The organism is Kineosporia sp. NBRC 101731 (assembly GCF_030269305.1).
Classification (GTDB): Bacteria; Actinomycetota; Actinomycetes; order Actinomycetales; family Kineosporiaceae; genus Kineosporia.
Window position 1 is genome coordinate 1 of record NZ_BSTC01000010.1, and the last position, 20,536, is coordinate 20,536.

Consider the following 20,536-nt stretch of genomic DNA (forward strand, 5'->3'; position numbering starts at 1 on the left):
CTGCAGCACGGCGTCCAGCCCTCCCATCCCATCGGTCAACGGGTAGGCATGCACGCAGCGTTCTTTCTTCTTCGCCTCCCGCCGCCGACGGGCCGCCTCCGGATCGGCCTTCTGAATCGCGCGCCGCACGGCATCCGTGGCCTGCTGATAGGTCTTGCCCGCCAGACGCGCCGCCAGAGAGTCCTGCACGGCCTGCCACGCCGGTGTCCCGGGCTGTAAAGCGTTACGCATCTGGGTGTTCACCGCGACCGCCGTGCGCCAGTCCAGGCTCCCCGCCCGCACCAGCGCCAGGATCGCCGGCAGATCTTCACAGACCTGGATCGAGTCACCCACCCGGTTCATCGCTGCCCCACGACCCAGCCCCAGCGACAAGGCAATCTCACTGCCGGTCAGCTCAATCCCATCGACCGCGTCGTAGGAACCGCTCGAGGTCATGCTCCGAGCAGCAAGATCTGCTGCACGGGTGAGCCATTCAGCCTGCGAGGCGTCGAGGTAGCGCTTGATTCTCTCGGCGGCAGCCACGGAACCCAGAAGAAACGTCTCCGAACCGTTCGAACAGGAACAATTTTCAACAGCCTGAAGCAGCTCAAGAGCAGACATGGCCGCCAGATCGACATCCGGCCAAGCCGACAGCAGAACACCCACTCCCATGACCGCGCCCCCGCACTCGTGGTTCGAACAGGTGTCCCTAGTCTACGCCACTTTTGCGTAGGCAGGACCCACCACAACCCGAGTGAAGCATGAGACAACGGTGACGCAATGAGTCGAAATCTCTTCTATATCTAGGATTTAGTCAAAACTCATACGGCAGAAGCTGTTACTCCGACCCGCAGGTACGACCCTGTCCGGGTCTTGACCACCTCGAGCTGGGCCGGGATCCGGTCGCGCAGGTCGGCTACGTGGCTGACCAGGCCGACTGCCCGCCCGCCGCTGCGCAGGCCGTCGAGCACGTCCATCACCTCGTCCAGGGTGTCCTGGTCGAGACTGCCGAAACCCTCGTCCACCAGAAGGGTCTCGATGGTCGCACCGCCCGCTTCGGCCTGCACCACGTCGGCCAGGCCGAGAGCCAGGGCCAGGGAGGTGCAGAACGTCTCACCGCCGGACAGGGTGCCCGGGTCGCGCTGCTGACCGGTCCAGCCGTCGACCACGGCCAGCCCCAGGCCGGAGCGGGCGCCGCCCTTCGACGGGCCGTCGGTGTGCACGAGTTCGTAGCGTCCGCCAGACATCGCCGCCAGCCGTGAACTGGCCGCCTGGGCAACCTGTTCCAGGCGCGCGGCCAGTACGTACGCGCTCAGTCGCATGCGCATCTGATTGTCTCCGCCGGTGCCCTCGACACAGCGGGACACAGCATCCAGCGTGGCGAAAGAGCTTCGCAGTGGAGCGGTCTCGGTGGCGTGCAGCTCCAGCTCGTCGGCCAGGCCGCTGAGGGCCCGGGCTGCCCGGGTGGCCAGCGTGTGCCGCTCCTGCGCCGCCTGATGTGCCGCCCGCGCGACCGCGAAGGCTTCGGTCAGCTCGTCGGCCAGGGTGTCGAGATCGGCGGCCTCCACCCAATGGGGGACGCCCGCCCGCCCGGTTCCCGGGACGGTCCCCACCTCCTCCGGCGTGTCGTCCTCAGTTTCACGAGCCTTCCCGGTCGGGCGGACCCGTCCGGTCTCGCCGACCCGTCCAGCCCCGTCGGCCGTTCCAGCACCGCCGGCCAGTCCAGCACCGCCGGCCAGTCCAGCACCGCCGGCCAGTCCAGCACTGCCGGCCAGTCCAGCACCGCCAGATTGTCCGACACCACTGGCCTGTCCAGTGTCGCCAGCCCTTCCCATCCCGACAGTCTGTCCAGCGCTACCGGTCTGTCCAGCATCGCCAGTCTTTCCAGTAACGTCGACCTTTCCGATGCCGTCGGCCCGACCCCGCCCGATCTCGTCGTCCTCAGTTCTGTCGGCAGTTGTGTCGGCCTGGGGTGACCCGATCTCCGGCGGCGCCGTGTCCGGGAGGTCCAGGACGAGACCGGTCTCTTCCCAGAGACCCAGCATGGGCTGGTCCTGGGTGGCCTTCTTCCGGCGCGGCCTCTTCGCCGGCCGTGGTTTCGGGGGAGGACCGGCGGCGGCCTGTTCCGCCCGGGTCAGCTCGTCGAGCAGCGCGGTGACCTGGGCCAGCCGGGTGTCGTGGTCGGTGATGAGCGCGGCCAGTTCCTCGCGCTCCGACTCGGTCAGAGCGGCTGCCGCGGCGGCCTCGCGGTCAGGGAAACCCGCTGCGGCAGAGGCATCATCGGCCGCAGCCCGGGCGCGTTTGAGGCGGGAGAGAGCCGCGATCAGGGCCCGGGAGGCGTCTTCGTACTCGGTCAGGGCGTCGACCGCGTCGACCAGGCGGCTGTGCCGGGCCTGCAACCCGGCGTCTTCGCCCCGGGCCTCGTCGAGGCGGGCACGCAGGTCGTCACGGCGGCTGTCGAGCGCGGCCAGGTCTTCCCGGCCGGCGGAGGCGGCCTCGGTGGCCGTCTCGATCCGGGAGCGGGCGGCCTCCAGCGACGCCTGCAGCCCGGCCAGCTGGTCGTTCAGCTGGGTCACCCGGGCCTGGGCCCGGTTCGCCTCGGTGAGGCGGGCCTGGGCGGCGGCCAGGTCGTCCATCGCGGACCCGGCGTCGGCGCCGTCGGTCATGGCGGTCAGCGCGGCCATCTCCTGACGCCCCGACTCCACCCGCTGGCGTGCCTTCTCCCGGCGGGCGGCGGTCTGGGCCTCCCGCTCGGCGGCGCGTTCCTGCTCCTGGTCGGTGACCAGGCCGCCGTGATCCTGGGCCGGGCGGGGATGTTCCCGCGACCCGCAGACCGGGCACGCGTCGTGGCGGCCCAGACCCGCCGCCAGCTCGGCGGCCATCCCGGCCAGGCGCCGGGCCTGGAGCTCCTGCTGGGCCGAGACCGCTGCCTGGTGCACGTCGATCACCGCGCGCAGCGTGTCTTCCAGCGCGTTCTGCTCCTGCGCCAGGTGCTGCGCGGTGAGCACGGCCTCGGCCACCCGCTTGGCGCGTTCCAGGTCGCGCTGCCGGTCACCGGCGGAGGAAGCCAGTACCTCACTGTCGTTACGGGCCGCCAGCAGCTGCTCGACCTGCCCGGCCAGCGCGAGGCCGGCCCGCTCGGCGACGGCCCGCTCCTGCTCGGCCCGGTTCACCTGATCGTGTCGCGCGGTGAACTCGCGGTCGAGGCGCCCCAGCTCGAGCTCGGCGGAGAGCAACGTGGAGAGGGCCCCCAGCTCGGCCCGCAGTTGCGCCAGCCGGGTGGCCGGGACCGCCTCGAGCACGGCGGCCTCACCGGTCTTGCGCACCCCGGTCGCGGCCGACTCGACGCGGAATTCGGCGGTCTCGACCTCCGCCGACGCCGCGTCGAGTTCGGCCAGCAACGGCAGCAGCACCGGGGCGTGCCCCGCGGCCTGCAGCCGGGCCCGGCGCTCTTCCTGATCCTGGGCGTGCGCGGTCAGGAGATCGCGTTCGGCGCCCAGTTCGCGCCGGCGGTCGCGCAGGCGCACCCGCTCGGTGATCGCGTCGCTCGCGAGACGGGCCTTCTCGTGCGCGGTCTCGGCCCGTCCCACGGCCGCGTGGGCACTGCGCAGCTCGGTCTGGGCCTGCCGGGCCCAGGCGCGTACCCGCCGGGCGACGGCCTCGGTGTCACCGAGATCGGGCGCGGGACCCGGGGGAACGGACGGCCCGAGGCTGGCCTCGGACGCCCGGGCGAAGAGGCGCGCCGTCTCCTCGCGGGCCGCGCCCACCGACCCCGCAGCCTCACGCCGCCGTTCGCCCAGCCAGCCCTCGACGGCGGCGAAACGGTCGGTGCCGAAGAGCTTCTGGAGCAGCGGGCGGCGTTCCTCGGCGGTGGCCCGCAGGAACGCCGCGAACTCGCCCTGGGGCAGCAGCACCAGCTTGGTGAACTGGTCGGGCCCCAGCCCGATGAGCTGCCCGATCAGGTCGCCGGCCTCGTCCATGCGATGGGTGAGGCCGACCCAGTCGTCACCGGCCCGCTCGCGCACCACCACCCGCGCCTGCTCACGGGTGAATCCGGTGCCGCGCTTCTTCGGGCGCTGCCACTCGGGGGAGCGGGTGATCTCCAGACGCCGCCCCGAGACCGTGAACTCGCACACCACCTCGGACTTCACGGCCGGGTCGGCGTGGTCGCTGCGGTAGCGGGACCCGGCGCCGCGACTGCCCGGCACCCGGCCGTAGAGGGCGAAGCAGATGGCGTCGAGCACGCTGGTCTTGCCCGCCCCGGTGGGGCCGTGCAGCAGGAACAGCCCGGCGTCGCTGAGCTCGTCGAAGTCGATGCTCTGACGCTCCGCGAAAGGCCCGAACGCGGTGATCTCCAGCCGGTGCAGACGCATCAGGCGGACCGGCCCGGACGGCGGCCCTTACCCCGGGGCGAGAGCAGGGCGTGCAGTTCCGCGTCCGAGACCGTCTCCGCGGCCATCGCCGCCAGGTCGCGGTAGGCCGGGCCGGGGGCGACGCCCTCCATGCTCTCGATCAGCGCGGCCTCCAGCGCCTGCTGCATGAGCACCGTCTCGGCGGGGGTGGCGGGACGGTCCCGGACATGCTCGAGAAAGCCGCAGCAGACATCCAGATCGGGCCGCCCGGCGATCTTCTCGGTGTACGACGCGGGCCCGGCACCGGCCGAACGGTCGGGCTCCAGCCGTAGTTCCAGCAGATGCGGAAAACGCCGCCGCAGCTGCTCCATCGGCTCGGCCGGACGCTGCGGATCGGTGAGGGTGATCTGGGCCCAGCTGCTCTCATCGTTCGCAAAGCGTTCTGAACCCAGCAACTCGGAGAGGTGACCGCGCAACCGGGCCAGCCGCCGCGGCACCGGCGCCGGGACCTCCTCGACGGACCGCAGGCCGTCCGCGTCCAGAGACACCATCCAGCTGCCCTTGACGTGAGCCGCCTCGGAGAACGAGAACGCCAGCGGGGAACCGCTGTACCGCACCGGGCGGGCCAGGTGCTGCCGCCCGTGCAGATGCCCCAGCGCCACGTAGTCGATGCCGTCGAACAACCCCAGCGGCACCTGGCCCAGACCCCCGACGGACAGCTCGCGCTCGCTGTCGGAGGCCGAGCCGCCCATCACGAAGGCGTGTGCGGAGACCACCGAGCGCACCCCGGGCCGGGACGCCAGGTCGTGCCGGACCAGGTCCAGGGCCGCCCCGAGCACCCCCGGGTGACTGCGCTCGGACCCCAGCACCCCGGCGGCCAGCGCGGGTTCAAGGTAGGGGATCGGGTAGAACGCCACCTCACCGTGCTCGTCGGGCAGCAGGACGGGTGTGCCCACGGCGACCGGATCGGTGCGGATGTGCAGCCCGGCCGCGGACAGCAGCCGGGCGTTGAACCCCAGCCGGCGGGAGGAGTCGTGGTTGCCGCTGGAGAGGATCACCTGCGCCCCGGCCGAGACCAGCCGGTGCAGACCCTCGTCGAGCAGGGCCACCGCGTCGACCCCCGGCAGCGCCCGGTCGTAGATGTCGCCCGCGACCAGCACCACGTCGATCTTCTCGGCCCGCACCACCCCGACCAGGTGATCGAACTGGGCCGCCTGGGCGGCCAGCAGATCCACCCGGTGGAACGACCGGCCCAGGTGCCAGTCGGAGCTGTGGAGGATGCGCACGACGAACACCGTAGGCTCGCCCACCGACAGTTCCGTCATCGCCACTCCGAAAATACGGACAAAAGCGGAGCGTCTCGGACATGCATCGCCGGGTGTAACTCCGTATGCACCATTGATCATCTGCTCTCGCCAGCACGGCCGGAGTGTGGTTTGGTCGAGAGCATGGGTGACGAGATCTCCGCGAGCCGCTACACGGCGGAGGAGAGGCAGCGCTACCGCGAGAAGGTGGATCTCTGCCTCGACGTGTTCGAGCGGGTCCTGGCCACCTGGAACTTCGACGACGACCGGCCGATGACCGGCCTGGAGATGGAACTGAACCTGGTCGGCCCGGACTACCGGCCGACGCTGCGCAACGCCGCGGTGCTCGAGGGGATCGGCGACCCGAACTTCCAGACCGAGCTGGGTGCCTACAACATCGAGCTGAACGTGGAGCCCTCGCCGCTGGGCGAGCTGGCCCGCATGGAGGGTCGCCTGCGGGAGGTGCTGAACCAGGCGGAGAGCGCCGCCAACGAGAACGGCGCGCACATCGTGATGGTGGGCATCCTGCCCACGACGATGCCCGAGCACCTGAACGACCCGGAGTGGATGACCGCCTCCCCGCGGTACAAGGCCCTCAACGACTCGATCCTCGCCGCGCGGGGTGAGAACCTGCACCTCGACATCACCGGCGCCGAACGGCTCTCCACCTTCGCGAACTCGCTGGCGCCCGAGTCCGCCTGCACCAGCGTGCAATTGCATGTGCAGGTGCACCCGGACGACTTCGCCCGCGCCTGGAACGCCGCGCAGGTGCTGGCCGGCCCGCAGCTGGCGGTGGGCGCGAACTCGCCGTTCTTCTTCGGTCGCCGGCTCTGGGCCGAGACCCGGATCGAGCTCTTCAAGCAGGCCACCGACACCCGCCCGCAGGAGCTGCAGAACCAGGGGGTGCGTCCCCGGGTCTGGTTCGGGGAGAAGTGGATCTCCTCGATCTTCGACCTGTTCGCCGAGAACGGCTGGTACTTCCCCTCGCTGCTGCCCGAACTGAGCGAGGAGGACCCGGTGGCGGTGCTCGACGCCGGGAAGGCCCCCACGCTCCAGGAGCTGCGGCTGCACAACGGCACGGTCTACCGCTGGAACCGGCCGATCTACGCGGTGGTCGACGGGGAACCGCACGTGCGGGTGGAGAACCGGGTGCTGCCGGCCGGCCCGACGGTGGTGGACACGGTGGCCAACGCGGCGTTCTTCCACGGGGTGCTGCGCACGCTGATGGAGGAGTCCCGGCCGGTCTGGTCGAAGATGTCGTTCGCGGCGGCCGAGGACAATTTCCTGGCCTGTGCCAAGGACGGTCTGGACGCCACGGTGTACACCCCCGGGCTGGGGCAGTCCGGGGTGGACGAGCTGGTGCTGCGGCGGATGCTGCCGATGGCGGCCGAGGGTCTGGCCTCGGCCGGGGTGCCGGGCAGCGACGTGGACCGTTACCTGGGCATCATCGAGGACCGGGTGAAGTCCGGCCTGAACGGGGCGGCCTGGCAGGTGGCGGCGGTGGAGCGGCTGGAGCAGGGCGCCGGTGGCTCGTCCGGGATGGATCGCGCCGAGGCGCTACGCCGGATGACCGAGCGTTACTGCGAGGGTATGCACGCGAATGAGCCGGTACACACCTGGTCGTTGCCGTAGCCTCGCGGGGTTCGGTGGTCGGTTCGGGGTATGTGGGCTGGAGTTCAATTGAGGACGCCTCAGCGCTGGTTCGCGCGTGGGTTACAGAACCGGGATCTCGCGTTGGAGCGCCTGCGCGCGGCGCGGCCGGTGTGGATGAGTACGTGGGACAGGCGGCCCGTGGACACGGAGCAGACGGACGGCATCCCTCGTCGGCAACGGCACCACAACGTGGAAGACGTGATCGGCGACTGTGCGGTCTACGAGCCGGGCCTCAAGCGCAGCACCCGGCTGCCCATGCAGAAGGCCGCCCGTACCGCCCGCCGCACCGACGGTTTCGTCTGGATCGGCCTGCAGAATCCGTCCGCGGACGACGTGCTGCACGTGGCCGAGGAGTTCCGGCTGCCCGACCTGGCCGTGGAGGACGCGATCAGCGCCCACCAGCGGGCCAAGCTCGAGGTGTACGAGGACCTGTGGTTCATGGTGCTGCGCCCGGTGCGGTACGTGGACCGCGAGGAGATCGTCGACGTCGAGGAGATCGCGCTCTTCATCGGCCCGCACTTCCTGGTGTCGGTGCGGCACGGCAAGACCGATGTGCTCACCCGGGTGCGCAAGGAACTGGACGCCGGGCGGCTGGAGTCGAGCGAGCGCGGCCCGATCGCGGTGCTGCACCGGGTGGCCGACCTGATCGTGGACGAGTACGCCGAGGTGGCGCAGTCGATCGACGACGACATCGCGGAGATCGAGCAGCAGGTGTTCGGCGAGCGTGAGGCCGACCACACCGAGCGTATCTACAAGCTCAAGCGTGAGGTGCTGGAGTTCCGCCGGGCGGTGATACCGCTGGGCGAACCGATGTTCAAGCTGATGACGGGCTCACTGCCCGGGATGGATGACAAGGCCCGGCAGTACTTCCGCGACGTGCACGACCACATCATGCGGGTGACCGACGAGATCGAGCGCCAGGACAGCCTGCTCTCCGACGTGCTCCAGGCCAACGTGGCCCGTCTGTCGGTGACGCAGAACGAGGTCTCGGTGCGGCAGAACGAGGACATGCGCAAGATCTCGGCGTGGGCCGCGATCGGCCTGGTGCCCACCGCGATCGCCGGGATCTACGGAATGAACTTCGACAACATGCCCGAGCTGAGATGGCATTACGGGTACTACTTCGCCATCACCGCGATCGTCGGCATCAGCGCCGGGCTCTGGGGCCTGTTCAAGCGCAACAACTGGCTCTGACGGTGCCACCAATCCGCGGGCGGGGGCGCTCCGAACTGATGCCGGAGTGCGGATCTGGGAGGCACTGATGGTGGGACGGCAAGAGGCCGCACCCGGTCTGAGTTCGGTTCCTGAACCGGGCGAGACGACCGAGACGCTGCTGGAGCGGGTGGGGCGTGGTGACGAGGCCGCCTTCGAGCAGGTGTACGCCCGGGTGGCCGACGTGGTGTTCGGCCTGGCCCGGTCGGTGCTGCGCGACCCGCACCAGGCCGAGGAGGTCGCCCAGGAGGTGCTGCTCGAGGTCTGGCGCAGCGCTGCCCGCTTCGACGCGGCCAAGGGCAGCGCCCGCGCCTGGATCGCCACCCTCACCCACCGCCGGGCCGTCGACCGGGTGCGCAGTTCCCAGGCCGCCCGCAACCGCGACCAGGTGGTGGCCTCGCGCAGCAACGAGCGCGAGTACGACGAGGTGGTCGAGAAGGTGGAACGCACCCTCGACGCCGAGCGGGTGCGTCACTGCCTGGACGGCCTGACCCCGCGTCAGCGGGACACGGTCACCCTGGCCTATTACGGCGGTCGCTCGTACGCCGACGTGGCCGGCCTGCTCAAGCTCCCGCTGGGCACGGTAAAGACGAGAATGCGTGACGGGCTGATCCGGCTGCGCGACTGCCTGGGGGTGGGCTCGGATGCCTGACCTGCATGATCTGCACACACTGGCCGCTGCCTACGCGCTGGACGCGCTGGACGACCTGGAACGCCGCGCCTTCGAGCGGCACCTGCCCGACTGCGAGTCCTGCACCCTCGAGGTGCGGGAGTTCTCCGAGGCCGCGGCCTCCCTGGCCGCCCGGGTCGCCGAGCCGGCTCCCGCCGGTCTGCACGCCGCGGTGATGTCCGAGATCGGCCGTACCCGGCAACTGTCCTCCAGCAGTGGACGACCCGGTCGCCGTTTCGGTCAGGGGCGCCTTCTCGCCGGGGCCGCGGCGGTCCTGCTCGTGATCGCCGGGGTGGCGGGGCTCGGCGGGACGGCCTGGCACGAGCACCGCCTCGCCCAGGAGGCCCGCGCGACGGCCGCCGGGATCACCCGCGTCCTCACCGACCCCGACCGGATCGAGACGAGCCGCGAGGTGGCGGGCGGTGGCCGGGCCACGATGGTGATGGCCGACGGCGGAGCCGTGCTGTCCACCAGCGGGATACCGGACGCGCCGAGCGGCCACGAGTACCAGATGTGGGTGATGCGGGACGGGACGGTGCAGTCCGGGGGGATCCTGAGCGTCCGGGACGGTGACGGTTCCGCGTTCATGACCGGCCTGAGCACCGACGTCCGCCTGGCGGTGTCGGTCGAGCCGGCCGGCGGGTCGGTGCGGCCGACCACCACCCCGGTGGTGGAGCTCAGCGCGTCCTGAATTCCGGTCGCTCCCACGATCGGACGATTTCCCTACCAGGTGTTTCGCTCTGGTCGCCGGGGCTGCCCCCCGGAGGAGGGTGGAGCCGGAAATCGACGTCTGCCAGGGGAAGAAGGCCGTTCCATGAACACGCAGATCCGCCGGACGATCGCTCTCGGTGCCACGCTCACGGCGACCGTCGGGCTGGCGGCGTGCAGCGGCAGCGACAGCACGGCGAACGCCACCCCGACCGCGGTTTCCGCCACCGCCCCCGCCAACCTGTCCGTGGAGCAGGCCAGCCTGGTCGGGCCGGGCTGCAATGCCTACGTCACCCAGGTACCCACCGGGAAGGGCTCGGTGGAGGGCATGGCGAACGACCCCGTCGTCACCGCCGCGAGCCACAACCCGATGCTGAAGACGCTCACCAAGGCCCTCTCCGGCAAGCTGAACCCCACGGTGAACCTCAAGGAGACCCTCAACGGCAAGGAGTACACCGTCTTCGCGCCGGTCGACACGGCCTTCGCCCAGCTCGACGCGAAGACCATGGACAAGCTCAGGAAGAACCCCGCCGAACTGGCCAAGGTGCTCACCTACCACGTGATCGCCGATGAGCTGGAGCCCTCCGAGGTGGTCGGCAAGCAGGTCAGCGTGCAGGGTGAAGAACTCGACGTCACCGGTAAGGGCAACACCATCAAGGTCAACGGCGCAAACGTGATCTGCGGCGGTATCAAGACCGCCAACGCCACGGTGTACCTGATCGACAAGGTGCTCCGGCCCTGAAATCGTGACCGGGCGTCACGGCCTGCTGCGTTCGGGTGATCATTTCGTCGATACCTGAACAACAGGCTGTGACGGCCCCACACTGAATCCGGCAGGAGTACAGCCGGTTCGAGGATGGGGTTTTCCGATGGCGTCGATCGCCTGGGGCAGCAAGCTGGTCGTGCGGGCCGGCGACGTCGAGGTGTCGATGCGCTCGCTGCGTACCGTGGACCTGACCGGCTCCGGCTGGGCGATCCCGGTCATGGCCGATCTGCAGAGCCTGCAGGACGCCGGCCTCCCGGACCCCGCGTCCGGCCCGCTCACCGTCGACCTCACCACCGACTCCGGCCCGATCCGGATGGACGTCGAGATCGTCGCCACTGCCGGTGATCTCATGCTGCGCTCGGCCAAGACCCGGCCCTCGGAGGCGCTCCGTCCTGCCTCTCTCACCGATCAGCGTCGGGAGAACGTGCGCGGGCCGGTGAATCTGGAGTTCCGGGGGACGCTGATGGGGCGCCCGGACCAGACGGGCGTCCGCCGGGGTCCACCGACCCGCCGCCCCCTGCAGCCGGGTTCGCTGGCCGCGATGGGACCGGGTCCCGAGGCGATGGCCACCCTGATCGGCGTCACCACGTCGATCTCGGCCGGTGGGCTGTGCGCCGACCTGGAGGAGAGCGCCCCGATCACCCCCGGCGTCCAGATCTACGGCGAGGTCACGCTGCCCGGCGGCGACCTGGTGCCGGTGCTGATGATCGTGCTGGAGGAGACCCGCAAGGGCTTTCGCGCCGAGTTCACCGACATCTCACCCATCGACCGCGAACGCCTGGTGCGCCTGGTGTTCAACCGCGAACGCACCGAGCGGGCCAACCGCCGCTAGCCCCACCCGCCGCGTGCTCACCGAAGGGGTTTTTCACGGCAGGTGGTGCGGGGCCTTCTCGCGGAGGTGGGTCAGGCTTCGGGTCTGGGCGTCGGGGGAGTCCAGCTCGATCGCGACCTGGGCGTCGTAACCCGTTGCGGCCAGGGCGTCCAGGGCCGCAGCCACATCGAGGGTGCCCTCGCCCAGGGCCAGGTGGTGGTCGATGACGCCGTCGTTGTCGGTGAGCTGCACGTGCCCGATGCGGCCCTTCAGCTGTTCCACGAACGCCGGTGCACCACCGGGCAGCAGGTTCGCGTGGCCCAGGTCGGCGCAGGCGGTCAGGGCGGGGGAGTCGGCCAGGTCGAGGATGGTCAGCACCTCGTCGGCCGTGCAGCCCAGGTAGCGGATCTCCGCCGTGGTCGGCAGCTCGTTCATGTTCTCCAGCGCCAGGGTGATGCCCCGCTCCGCGGCGTACCGGGCGGCCCGGCCCAGGGTGCGCGCCGCCTGCTCGACCCGCGCCTCGCGGTCGTCACCGAACCAGTAGCCGCCGTGCACGATGACGACGGGGCAGCCCAGACCCTCGGCGAGGTCGACATATCCGGTCAGGTGCTCCGCAACCGCCTCGCGGACGCCCGGTGTGATCTCGGCGACGTTCACCGCCGAGTCGGTGTGCAGAACGGCGGAGAAGTCGTGCTGGTCCAGCAGGTCCGCGACCAGTGTCAACCGCTCGGCGTCGAAGCGCTCGGGTCGGTTCGCGGCGTGCTGGCAGCTGAACTCCAGCCCGGAGAGCCCCTCTTCGGCAACTCGCGGAAAAGTCTCCTCGAGCGGGGAGGGGCCGGTGGCGAGAGCGATCTGCAGGGACATGGGTGACCTTTCGCGGCGTCTGGGCCCTCCCATCCTGCCCCATTGCCTTCTGTAGACAATGTTAGGTAAACCTATCCTCATGTCTTCCGTTCGATCTTCGCTGCGCCGGGCCGGTGCGGCCTGCACCATCGCTCTTCTCACCACGGCCTGCGGGTCGGCCAGCTCCGGCAGCTCCGGCAGCACCGGTACGGCCGGAGCCACCCGCACGGTCCAGACCGCGCTCGGCGCCGTCGAGGTACCCGAGAAGATCGACTCCGTGGTCGTTCTCGAGGGCCGACGCGACCAGGACCTGGTGCTCGCCCTCGGCCTGCCGCTCACCGGCGTCCCGCAGCTCGACCCGGGGGCCGGCTACGAACTGGAGAATCCGCTCGCCGCCGCGGTGAAGGCCTCCGGCGCGAAGGAACTCTTCATCGAGGGCGAGATCAACCTCGAGGCCATCGCCGCCACCGGCCCCGACCTGATCGTCAGCCGGGCCGGTGACGTGGAGGGCATCCAGGCCGAACTCCAGGCCATCGCCCCGGTCGTGACCGTCGGCGAGCAGACCACCTCGACCTGGCAGGACGACCTCACCCTGCTCGGCGAGGCCACCGGCACCAGCGCGAAGGCCGCCGGGCAGATCGCCGCCTACGACGCCCGGGTGGCGCAGATCAAGGAGAAGTACGCCGACGAGATCGCGAGCACCAAGGTCGCGCCGATCGTCTACAACCTGGAGGGAACCGGCGTCCGCGCCCAGCGCCTGCAGTCGCAGGTGCTGCGCGACATCGGCGCCACCCCGTCACAGGCCTTCGCCGACGCGATCGCCGACGCCGACACCGAGGTCGAGTTCAGCCCGGAACAGACGCTGAAGGCTTACCAGGACGCCGACGCCATGCTGGTCGCCATCAACACCACGGACGACCGGGAGGCGTCCGAGAAGGACAAACTCTTCCAGGAACTGCCCGCGGTGAAGAACGACCGGGTCGTGCGCACCGACAAGTTCTCGTTCGAGGGCGGCCCGATCACCGCGATGCACGTGCTCGACGTGGTCGAGCAGCTCTACCGGACATGAGCCTCTCCGGATCCGTGGCCACCCGGCCCCCGGCCGCCCGGGCGAGAACCGCTCCGGCGCAGGCCGGCCAGCTCGCCGCGACCGCCGCCGGCCTGGGGCTCGCCGTGCTGCTCAGTCTCGCCGCCGGGTCCCGTGCCCTGGGCCCCGGTGAACTGCTCGACGTGGTCCGGGGTTCTGGTTCCCTCGAGGCCCGCGCCATCGTGCTCGACCTGCGTCTGAGCCGCACCGTCGCCGCCGTGATCGCCGGTGCGGGACTCGCGGTGGCGGGTGCCGTCATCCAGGGCCACACCCGCAACCCCCTCGCCGATCCCGGCCTGCTCGGCGTCACCTCGGGCGCCGCCGTCGCCGTGGTTCTGGCGATCTTCCTGCTCGGCATCACCGACCCGGCCGGCTACCTGTGGTTCTGCCTGCTCGGCGCCTTCACCGGAACCGTGCTGGTCGCCGCGGTGGGCCTGGCCGGAGCCCGCCGCCGCGACGCCTCACCCGCCTCTCTGGTGCTCGCCGGGGCCGCCGTCAACGCCCTGCTCGGGGCCATCACCGGGGTCATGCTCCTGCTCGACTCGGCCACCCTCGACGTGTACCGCTTCTGGACCGTCGGCTCCCTGGCCGGCGCTCCCGGCCCGGAGGTCCTGACCGTCGCCGGCCCGCTGGTCCTCGCCGGGATCGTCCTCGCGCTGGTCCACGCCCCCGCCCTGGATGCCCTCGCCCTCGGCGACGACGCCGCGAAGGCTTTGGGCCGAAACCCTCTACATACCCGTCTGATCGGTCTGGCGGCCGTCACCCTGCTGGTCGGGGGAGCCGTCGCCGGCGCCGGTTCCCTGGGGTTCGTCGGGCTCCTCGCACCGCACGTGGTGCGTCACCTCACCGGTCCCGCCCACCGCTGGCTCCTGCCGCAGTGTGCGCTCGTGGGTGCGATTCTCGTGCTGCTCGCCGACGTCGCGGGCCGTCTGGTGGTGCATCCGGCCGAACTTCCGGTGGGGGTGGTGCTGGGTGTCTTCGGGGCCCCGGCGTTCGTCGTGATCGTGCTGCGCCTACGAGCCAATGGGGGACGCCGATGAGCACCGAGGTCTCCCGGCTCACCGGTGCGGTGCCCGCCGTCCGGGTGTTCGGCCTCAGCGCCCGGCTGCGGGTGCGTCATCTGACGGTGATCGGGATCGGCCTGGTGCTTGCGCTCGCGGTCGCCGTGATCTCCGCCGGGACGGGTGATTACCGCATCCCGCCGGGCCGCGTGATCGCGGTGCTGCTCGGTCGCGGCAACCCGATGGAAGAGCTCGTGCTCACCACGATCCGCCTGCCCCGGGTCCTGCTCGGCCTGGTGGTCGGCGCGGCTCTCGGGGTGTCCGGTGCGATCGTGCAGGCCACCGCCCGTAACGCGCTGGCCAGTCCCGACCTGCTCGGCGTCACCGCCGGGGCGAGCGTCGGGGCCGTGACGGTCATCGTCATCGGTGGTGACGGCGCCTCGTCCGGCCTGCTCCGCTCGGTCGGGCTGCCGGCGGCGGCGCTGATCGGGGCGGGCCTCGCGACCGGAGGCGTGCTCATCCTGCTGCGGCGCACCGGAGCCGACGGGCTTCGTCCTCTGCTCGTCGGTATCGGGGTGTCGGCCTTTCTGTCGGGCATCGTCAGCTGGCTGATGGTCGCGGCGACCGTCGACGACGCCGCCCGGGCCAACCTCTGGCTCACCGGGACCCTGAACGGCCGCTCCTGGCCGGAGTTCTGGTCAGCCACGGCGGCCCTGGCGGTGATCGGCCCGCCGCTGGTGGTGCTGGCGCCGCGCCTGCTCACGCTGCGCCTGGGGATCGACGTCGCGCGGGGCCTGGGCCTGGCCACCGGCCGCACCCAGACGATGCTGCTGATGGCGGCCGTGGTGCTCGCCGGGGCGACCACCGCGGTCGCCGGCCCGATCGGCTTCGTGGCGCTGGTCGTCCCTCATCTTGCCCGTCTGGCGACCGGAGCCGCCGGACCGCCGCTGGCCGCGTCCGCCGTTCTCGGTGCGCTGCTGCTGGTGACCGCCGATCTGGTGGCGCGCACCGCGTTCGCCCCGATCCAGATCCCGACCGGTGCCGTCACCGCGTTCGTCGGCGCCCCGTTCCTGATCTGGCTGCTCGTCCGCCACCGCAAGGGAGTGCTGTCGTGAGTTCGTCCATCAGCGGATCCGGGCTGACCGTGGCCTACACCGGCGCACCGGCCCTGGACGATGTCAGCATCGGTGTGGAACCCGGCACCGTGACCGCCGTCATCGGGCCCAACGGCTGCGGGAAGTCCACGCTGCTGCGTACTCTCGCCCGTTTGCAGAAACCCGACGCCGGGGTGGTGACGCTCGACGGCACCGTGATCAACCGGCTGCCCTCCCGCCTGGTGGCGCAGCGGATGGGTGTGCTGCCGCAGTCGCCCACGGCCCCCGACGGCCTGAGCGTGCTCGACCTGGTGGCCCGGGGCCGGGACCCGCACCGCCGCTGGTACGACCAGTGGTCGGCCCGCGACGAGGAGATCAGCCTGGCCGCCCTCGCCCGCTGCGGTCTGCTCGACCTGGCCGCGCGGGAGCTGGAGTCGCTGTCCGGCGGGCAGCGGCAGCGGGCCTGGATCGCGATGGCCCTGGCCCAGGAACCGCAGCTGCTCCTGCTCGACGAGCCCACCACCTACCTCGACGTGGTGCACCAGATCGAGGTGCTCGACCTGCTGCGATCGCTGCACACCGAGGCCGGCACCACGGTCGTGATGGTGCTGCACGATCTCAGTCTGGCCGCCCGGTACGCGAACCGGATCGTGGCGATGCGCACCGGTAGGGTGGTTGCCGACGGCGGGTACGGCGACGTGATCACCCCCGAGGTGCTGGCCCGGGTCTTCGACCTGGACTGCGACGTGGTCAGCGATCCGCGCACGGGCCGGCCGGTGGTTCTCCCGCACGGTCGTGCGGTTCCAGCTCCCGGACAGGACGATTTCCCGGATAGGACGAGATGAGCACGAGCGGACGAGGACGTCGCGCCCACGTGATGATCGGCGACCCACCGAGCATGACCGACCTGGCCGCCGACGCACTGCGCGGCATGATCCTGCGCGGTGAGCTGGACCAGGGCGAGCGGGTGGTGGAGAACCAGCTCACCACCACGCTGGGGGTCAGCCGGCCGCCGCTGCGCGAGGCCCTGCGCATCCTGCAGCAGGAGGGGCTCATCGAGCAGGTGCCCCGTCGCGGTGCCGTGGTGCGGGTGCTCACGCTCCACGACGTCTACGAGATCGTCACGCTGCGCACCACATTGGAGACGATGGCGGTGCGGCTCGGGGTGCCCTGCCGGGTTCCCGCCCGGCTGGAGACGCTGCGTGAGGCCCTCGAGATCTGGGAGCACAACGCCGCCGATGACCGTGAAGACCTGTCCACCGAAGATTCCTCCCGCTTCCACCTCGCTCTCATCGGCCTGGCCGGGCACTCCCGCCTGGACGACGCCTACCGTGCCATCGCCCTGCAACTGCGCCTGTGCATGCGCCTGAACCGGGCGGCGCGGGCCGACACGGAGTCCCTGACCGCCCGGGCGGCCCGGCACCGTCGCCTGTTCGAGAAGATCGAGTCGGGTGACACGGAGGCTGTCCTCAGCGAACTGAGCGATCCCGCGTCGCTGAGTTTCGTGCTCTCGTACGCCACCACCCATCCGCCGACGACGCCCGAGTCGGCGGCCTGGCTGGCCTCTCTCGGCTCCTGAATCCCCTCAGCGCCTGACCTCCCGCAGGTCGGCCTTGCGGATCTTTCCGTGCACGCCCTTGGTGGCGTCGACCACCTGGCTCACCGAGAAGTCGCCGGCCGCGCTGAGATAGGCCATGGCCAGATGGCGTTCGATGCCGTAATCGGTGGCGAGCAGGTCGAGGGCGCACCGGACGGCGTCTTTCATCGCCTCGTCGAGGTCTTCGTCCATCCCGATCGGGATCAGCAGGTCGTCGGTCTCGGCGAACGGGCGCGGCGTGCCGCCCGGGCGCCGCGTGGCACCACCAGGGATCAGGTCGAGTCTCACGGTGGCCCGCAGCGAGGCCTCGAAGGCGGTCAGCGCCACCTCGCCGTCGCCCTGCGCGAAGTGCGGATCACCGAAGTAGGCCAGCGCGTCAGGCACCTGGACCGGTAGGTAGAACGTGGAACCGACGCCGAGCAGGTTCACGTCGATGTTGCCCCCGTGACGGCCCGGCGGCACCGAGTGCAGCCGCTGTGAACCCGGCGTCGCGACACCCATCACCCCGAGGAAAGGACTGAGGGGGAACGTGATCCGGCCCCGGTCGGGGTTGTCCCGGTCGACGGCCATCACCCCGGTACCCGCTCGGTGACCCGGTACGGCGGTGGCGAACGTGGTGACGGGATCGGTCACACCCGGCACCGGCATCTCCCCGGGCAGCGCGCCGAAACCGTGACGGGCGCTGACCATTCCGTACCCGACGCGGGGGGTGAGGGCCAGGACGGTGATGGCCAGGAGGTCACCCGGCCGCGCGCCGCGCACGGCGACCGGGCCGGTGACCACGTGCGGCCCGTCGTCCCAGAAGTCGTGGGCCAGGCCGGAAGCGGCTACGGCCCGGGCGTCGTCCAGCACCTCGGCCCGGTCGATCCCGAAGCGCCCGAAGAACTCCTCCGGTTCCCGCCCCTGATCCTCCAGCACCCCTTCATGGCTGAGGGTGTCGACGGTGATGACCTCACCTGGGTTCACGGCCGCTCTGGGCGTGTCGTCCTGACAGGGCAGCCGTCCCCAGAAAACGTTCTCGGGTAACGAATTCAGGTAGGCGCCGTCGGTGTGGGCGCCGGGCTGGAGCACGGGAAAGCTTGCCCGGTCAGAGGGTAGGGCAGTCACGGACGCGACTCCTCGGAGTGGGTGGCCAACTTCTCTGTTCGTGATCATGCAGAACCTCCCCGAAGTTCTAGAACTCTGGACGCGACAGTTCTAGAACTCGGGGGAGGTTTTGCATGATCACGGAAGGTCTCTTGGGGGGTGCGGCCTCAGAGGTCGAGCACTAGGGGGCCCTCGGCGCAGCGGCTGATGCAGATCATCATCGTTGCGCCGGCCTCGCGCTCGGCCGGCGTCAGCAGGCTGTCGCGGTGCTCGGGAATGCCGGACAGGACGCGGGTCTCGCAGGCTCCGCAGTAGCCCTTCTCACAGTCGTAGGCCAGGTTCGGGCGGGCCTGGCGGACCACCTCGATGAGTCGCTGATCCGGGGGCACGGGCAGGCGGGTGCCGGTGCGGCTCAGGATCACCTCGAACGGGGGGTTGGTGGCCGGGTCGCCGAGAGTGTCGACGTCGGGGGCCGTGAAACGTTCCGTGTACAGAGCGAGACCATGTGCAGCGCAGGCCGTCTCGACCGCGGTGAGCATGCTCGGGGAGCCGCAGGCGTAGACCGCGGTGCCCTCCGGCAGGCCCTGCACGTGCCGGGCGAAGTCCGGGTAACCGGATTCCTCGTACGGCACGACCGTGAGTCCGCCCAGGTCTTCCAGCTCGGCGACGAAGGCCATGCCGGCACGCCGGCGTCCGCCGTAGACCACACGGAACGTCCGGCCGGTCGAGGCCGCGTGGTGAATCATCGGCAGCAGGGGAGTGATGCCGATGCCCCCGGCCAGGAAGAGGTACGACGGTGCCTCGGACAGGGGAAAGTGGTTGCGGGGTGGACGGAATCCCACGACGAGACCCGGGGTAGCGATGTGGTGCAGCTCCAGGGAGCCGCCGCGGCCCTCGTCTTCCCGCAGCACGGCGATCCGGTACCGGGAAAGGTCCGCCGGGTCACCGCAGAGCGAGTACTGCCTCAACTGGCCACTGGGCAGCACGATCTCGAGGTGGGCACCGGGTTCCCAGGGTGGCAGGGCGCAGCCGTCGGGAGCGGTGAACTCGACCGAGAGAATGTCCCGCGCGATCTCCTCGACCGCGCCGACGGTGAGCGTGTCCGGGGTGACCGTGAAGGGCCGGCCGGGGGTGAAGCGGGCCGGGATCGCGTCCCAGCCGACCTGGTTGCCCTTGGTCGGGTACTCCTGCAGTCCGGCCTCGTCGATCGTGTAGTCGCCCAGCCGGGTGAGCACCTGACCGATCATCTCGGTGAACATGGCCCGGGCCAGGTGGGCGCCCACACAGCGGTGGGTGCCGATGCCGAAACTCAGGTGACGGCGGGCGTCCCGGTCGAGCCGGATCTCGTCCGGCGCCTCGAAGACCGCCGGGTCGTAATTGGCTGCCACCCAGGGAATCAGCACGCGGTCGCCGTGTTTCACCGGGCAGCCGCCGATGGAGGTGTCGGTGGTGGCGGTGCGGGCCATCGATTGCGACGGGGCGAAAGCGCGCAGGAACTCCTCGGTGGCACTCGTGAGGAGGTCTGGATGCTCGCGCAGGCGGGCCCGGTCGTGCGGGTGGCGGGCCAGGTGCACCAGGGTCGATCCGGTCAGAGAGGTGGTGGTGTCGACCCCGCCGGCCACGAGAAGGCCGATCACGGAGACCAGTTCGTCGTCACCGAAAGGGTTCCCGTCGGGCCGTCGGGCGCCGGCGAGGGTGGAGACCGCGTCGTCGCAAGGTGTCTCACGGCGCGATCGGATGAGCTCGCGGATGCGCTGGTCCATGAAGGCGAGTCCGGCGGCGCCCCGCGCGGCCCGTTCACTACCGGCCCGGGCCGCGAAGATGTCATGGATCGGCCCGGCCAGGCGGGGCCAGTCGTCTTCGGGAAATCCGAGCCAGTCAAGGGTTACCGCGGCCGGAAGGGGGTTGGTGAGATCGCCGACGAGGTCGGCGGATCCGGCCTCGATGAACGCGTCCATCACCCGTGCGGTGTGCCGCGCGATCATCGGCCGTAGCCGGGCCACCGCGGCGGGACTGAGCAGCGGCTCGATCAGATCGCGGTACAGCGTGGAGCGGGGCGGGTCGAGCTCGATCGGGTACTGCTCCAGGCCCGCGCCCCGGGGAATCACGATGACCGTGCCGTCACCGGCGGGATCGGCGTCCCGGGAGGAGGAGAAGGTGGCATCGTCCCGTGCGGTTCTCACGACGTCCGCATAGGTCGTGGTGTAGACGAAACCGCCGTGTGCGGTGGTGCGCCCGACCGGACAGCTCTCCCGGAATCCCGCGTAGTAGGCAACGGGATCCTCGTTCGCGAGGTCGCTGTGATGGTCGAACGGAGCCACGGGGAGATGGGACATGGGCACGCTCCAGCGTGTCGTGTGCGCGGTGTTCCCC

At 70.7% G+C, this 20,536-nt stretch carries 17 protein-coding genes; 11 read left to right on the forward strand and 6 right to left on the reverse strand.

Annotated elements, in window-relative coordinates; all coding sequences use genetic code 11:
* The 3 genes from QSK05_RS24375 to QSK05_RS24385 all read right to left on the reverse strand — a co-directional run.
* Positions 1-645 (reverse strand): DUF222 domain-containing protein (locus tag QSK05_RS24375; RefSeq protein WP_285599632.1); only part of this gene is annotated, 645 nt, incomplete at its 3' end.
* Positions 646-800: 155 nt separating this feature from the next.
* A complete protein-coding gene (locus QSK05_RS24380) occupies positions 801-4,352 on the reverse strand; it encodes an AAA family ATPase (RefSeq protein WP_285599633.1) in 3,552 nt (1,183 codons plus the stop codon).
* On the reverse strand, positions 4,352-5,656 hold the full coding sequence (locus QSK05_RS24385) for an exonuclease SbcCD subunit D (protein ID WP_285599634.1): 1,305 nt from the start codon (positions 5,654-5,656) through the stop codon (positions 4,352-4,354). Before QSK05_RS24385 ends, QSK05_RS24380 begins: the two co-directional genes overlap by 1 nt.
* A 123-nt stretch (positions 5,657-5,779) precedes the next feature.
* Here QSK05_RS24385 and QSK05_RS24390 point away from each other — a divergent pair, with 123 nt between their 5' ends.
* From QSK05_RS24390 to QSK05_RS24415, 6 genes are all read left to right on the forward strand, one after another.
* Positions 5,780-7,267 carry a glutamate-cysteine ligase family protein gene (locus QSK05_RS24390; protein ID WP_285599635.1) on the forward strand — a complete coding sequence of 496 codons (1,488 nt, stop codon included), beginning with the start codon at positions 5,780-5,782 and terminating at the stop codon, positions 7,265-7,267.
* A gap of 159 nt (positions 7,268-7,426) precedes the next feature.
* The gene (locus QSK05_RS24395; protein WP_285599636.1) at positions 7,427-8,482 is read left to right on the forward strand and encodes a magnesium and cobalt transport protein CorA; all 1,056 of its coding nucleotides are present in this window, start codon (positions 7,427-7,429) and stop codon (positions 8,480-8,482) included.
* Positions 8,483-8,549: 67 nt separating this feature from the next.
* The gene (sigK, locus tag QSK05_RS24400; protein ID WP_285599637.1) at positions 8,550-9,152 is read left to right on the forward strand and encodes an ECF RNA polymerase sigma factor SigK; all 603 of its coding nucleotides are present in this window, start codon (positions 8,550-8,552) and stop codon (positions 9,150-9,152) included.
* On the forward strand, positions 9,145-9,861 hold the full coding sequence (locus tag QSK05_RS24405) for an anti-sigma factor (RefSeq protein WP_285599638.1): 717 nt from the start codon (positions 9,145-9,147) through the stop codon (positions 9,859-9,861). The genes sigK and QSK05_RS24405 overlap by 8 nt, the downstream gene beginning before the upstream one ends.
* A 123-nt stretch (positions 9,862-9,984) precedes the next feature.
* Positions 9,985-10,620 carry a fasciclin domain-containing protein gene (locus tag QSK05_RS24410; protein WP_285599639.1) on the forward strand — a complete coding sequence of 212 codons (636 nt, stop codon included), beginning with the start codon at positions 9,985-9,987 and terminating at the stop codon, positions 10,618-10,620.
* Positions 10,621-10,747: 127 nt separating this feature from the next.
* Positions 10,748-11,476, forward strand: a complete 729-nt coding sequence (locus tag QSK05_RS24415; protein ID WP_285599640.1) for a PilZ domain-containing protein — start codon at positions 10,748-10,750, stop codon at positions 11,474-11,476.
* Positions 11,477-11,509: 33 nt separating this feature from the next.
* Here the strand turns inward: QSK05_RS24415 and QSK05_RS24420 are convergent, their stop codons facing one another.
* Positions 11,510-12,319: a sugar phosphate isomerase/epimerase family protein gene (locus QSK05_RS24420; RefSeq protein WP_285599641.1), complete on the reverse strand. Its 810-nt coding sequence runs from the start codon at positions 12,317-12,319 to the stop codon at positions 11,510-11,512.
* A 79-nt stretch (positions 12,320-12,398) separates the two neighbouring features.
* Here QSK05_RS24420 and QSK05_RS24425 point away from each other — a divergent pair, with 79 nt between their 5' ends.
* Genes QSK05_RS24425 through QSK05_RS24445 form a run of 5 tightly spaced genes read left to right on the forward strand, consistent with a single transcriptional unit; the run spans position 12,399 to position 17,059 of the window.
* Positions 12,399-13,367, forward strand: a complete 969-nt coding sequence (locus tag QSK05_RS24425) for an ABC transporter substrate-binding protein (RefSeq protein ID WP_285599642.1) — start codon at positions 12,399-12,401, stop codon at positions 13,365-13,367.
* Positions 13,364-14,425 (forward strand): FecCD family ABC transporter permease, encoded by a 1,062-nt coding sequence (locus tag QSK05_RS24430; RefSeq protein ID WP_285599643.1) that lies wholly within the window; start codon positions 13,364-13,366, stop codon positions 14,423-14,425. The genes QSK05_RS24425 and QSK05_RS24430 overlap by 4 nt, the downstream gene beginning before the upstream one ends.
* On the forward strand, positions 14,422-15,501 hold the full coding sequence (locus QSK05_RS24435; RefSeq protein ID WP_285599644.1) for a FecCD family ABC transporter permease: 1,080 nt from the start codon (positions 14,422-14,424) through the stop codon (positions 15,499-15,501). Before QSK05_RS24430 ends, QSK05_RS24435 begins: the two co-directional genes overlap by 4 nt.
* The gene (locus tag QSK05_RS24440; RefSeq protein ID WP_285599645.1) at positions 15,498-16,325 is read left to right on the forward strand and encodes an ABC transporter ATP-binding protein; all 828 of its coding nucleotides are present in this window, start codon (positions 15,498-15,500) and stop codon (positions 16,323-16,325) included. The genes QSK05_RS24435 and QSK05_RS24440 overlap by 4 nt, the downstream gene beginning before the upstream one ends.
* Positions 16,322-17,059, forward strand: a complete 738-nt coding sequence (locus QSK05_RS24445) for a GntR family transcriptional regulator (RefSeq protein WP_285599646.1) — start codon at positions 16,322-16,324, stop codon at positions 17,057-17,059. Before QSK05_RS24440 ends, QSK05_RS24445 begins: the two co-directional genes overlap by 4 nt.
* A gap of 6 nt (positions 17,060-17,065) precedes the next feature.
* On the opposite strand, the gene QSK05_RS24450 is transcribed toward QSK05_RS24445, so the two are convergent.
* Positions 17,066-18,184: an acetamidase/formamidase family protein gene (locus tag QSK05_RS24450; RefSeq protein ID WP_285599647.1), complete on the reverse strand. Its 1,119-nt coding sequence runs from the start codon at positions 18,182-18,184 to the stop codon at positions 17,066-17,068.
* Positions 18,185-18,330: 146 nt separating this feature from the next.
* Positions 18,331-20,499, reverse strand: coding sequence for a cytochrome P450/oxidoreductase (locus QSK05_RS24455; RefSeq protein ID WP_285599648.1), 2,169 nt, complete (start codon positions 20,497-20,499; stop codon positions 18,331-18,333).
* Between the last annotated feature and the right edge of the window lie 37 nt (positions 20,500-20,536).

Excerpts from the sequence above, each read along its gene's own strand:
- QSK05_RS24380 (WP_285599633.1), bottom strand. The coding sequence starts at position 4,352 with ATGCGTCTGCACCGGCTGGAGATCACCGCGTTCGGGCCTTTCGCGGAG.
- QSK05_RS24385 (WP_285599634.1), bottom strand. The coding sequence starts at position 5,656 with ATGACGGAACTGTCGGTGGGCGAGCCTACGGTGTTCGTCGTGCGCATC.
- QSK05_RS24390 (WP_285599635.1), top strand. The coding sequence starts at position 5,780 with ATGGGTGACGAGATCTCCGCGAGCCGCTACACGGCGGAGGAGAGGCAG.
- sigK (WP_285599637.1), top strand. The coding sequence starts at position 8,550 with ATGGTGGGACGGCAAGAGGCCGCACCCGGTCTGAGTTCGGTTCCTGAA.
- QSK05_RS24405 (WP_285599638.1), top strand. The coding sequence starts at position 9,145 with ATGCCTGACCTGCATGATCTGCACACACTGGCCGCTGCCTACGCGCTG.
- QSK05_RS24410 (WP_285599639.1), top strand. The coding sequence starts at position 9,985 with ATGAACACGCAGATCCGCCGGACGATCGCTCTCGGTGCCACGCTCACG.
- QSK05_RS24415 (WP_285599640.1), top strand. The coding sequence starts at position 10,748 with ATGGCGTCGATCGCCTGGGGCAGCAAGCTGGTCGTGCGGGCCGGCGAC.
- QSK05_RS24420 (WP_285599641.1), bottom strand. The coding sequence starts at position 12,319 with ATGTCCCTGCAGATCGCTCTCGCCACCGGCCCCTCCCCGCTCGAGGAG.
- QSK05_RS24425 (WP_285599642.1), top strand. The coding sequence starts at position 12,399 with ATGTCTTCCGTTCGATCTTCGCTGCGCCGGGCCGGTGCGGCCTGCACC.
- QSK05_RS24430 (WP_285599643.1), top strand. The coding sequence starts at position 13,364 with ATGAGCCTCTCCGGATCCGTGGCCACCCGGCCCCCGGCCGCCCGGGCG.
- QSK05_RS24435 (WP_285599644.1), top strand. The coding sequence starts at position 14,422 with ATGAGCACCGAGGTCTCCCGGCTCACCGGTGCGGTGCCCGCCGTCCGG.
- QSK05_RS24445 (WP_285599646.1), top strand. The coding sequence starts at position 16,322 with ATGAGCACGAGCGGACGAGGACGTCGCGCCCACGTGATGATCGGCGAC.
- QSK05_RS24455 (WP_285599648.1), bottom strand. The coding sequence starts at position 20,499 with ATGTCCCATCTCCCCGTGGCTCCGTTCGACCATCACAGCGACCTCGCG.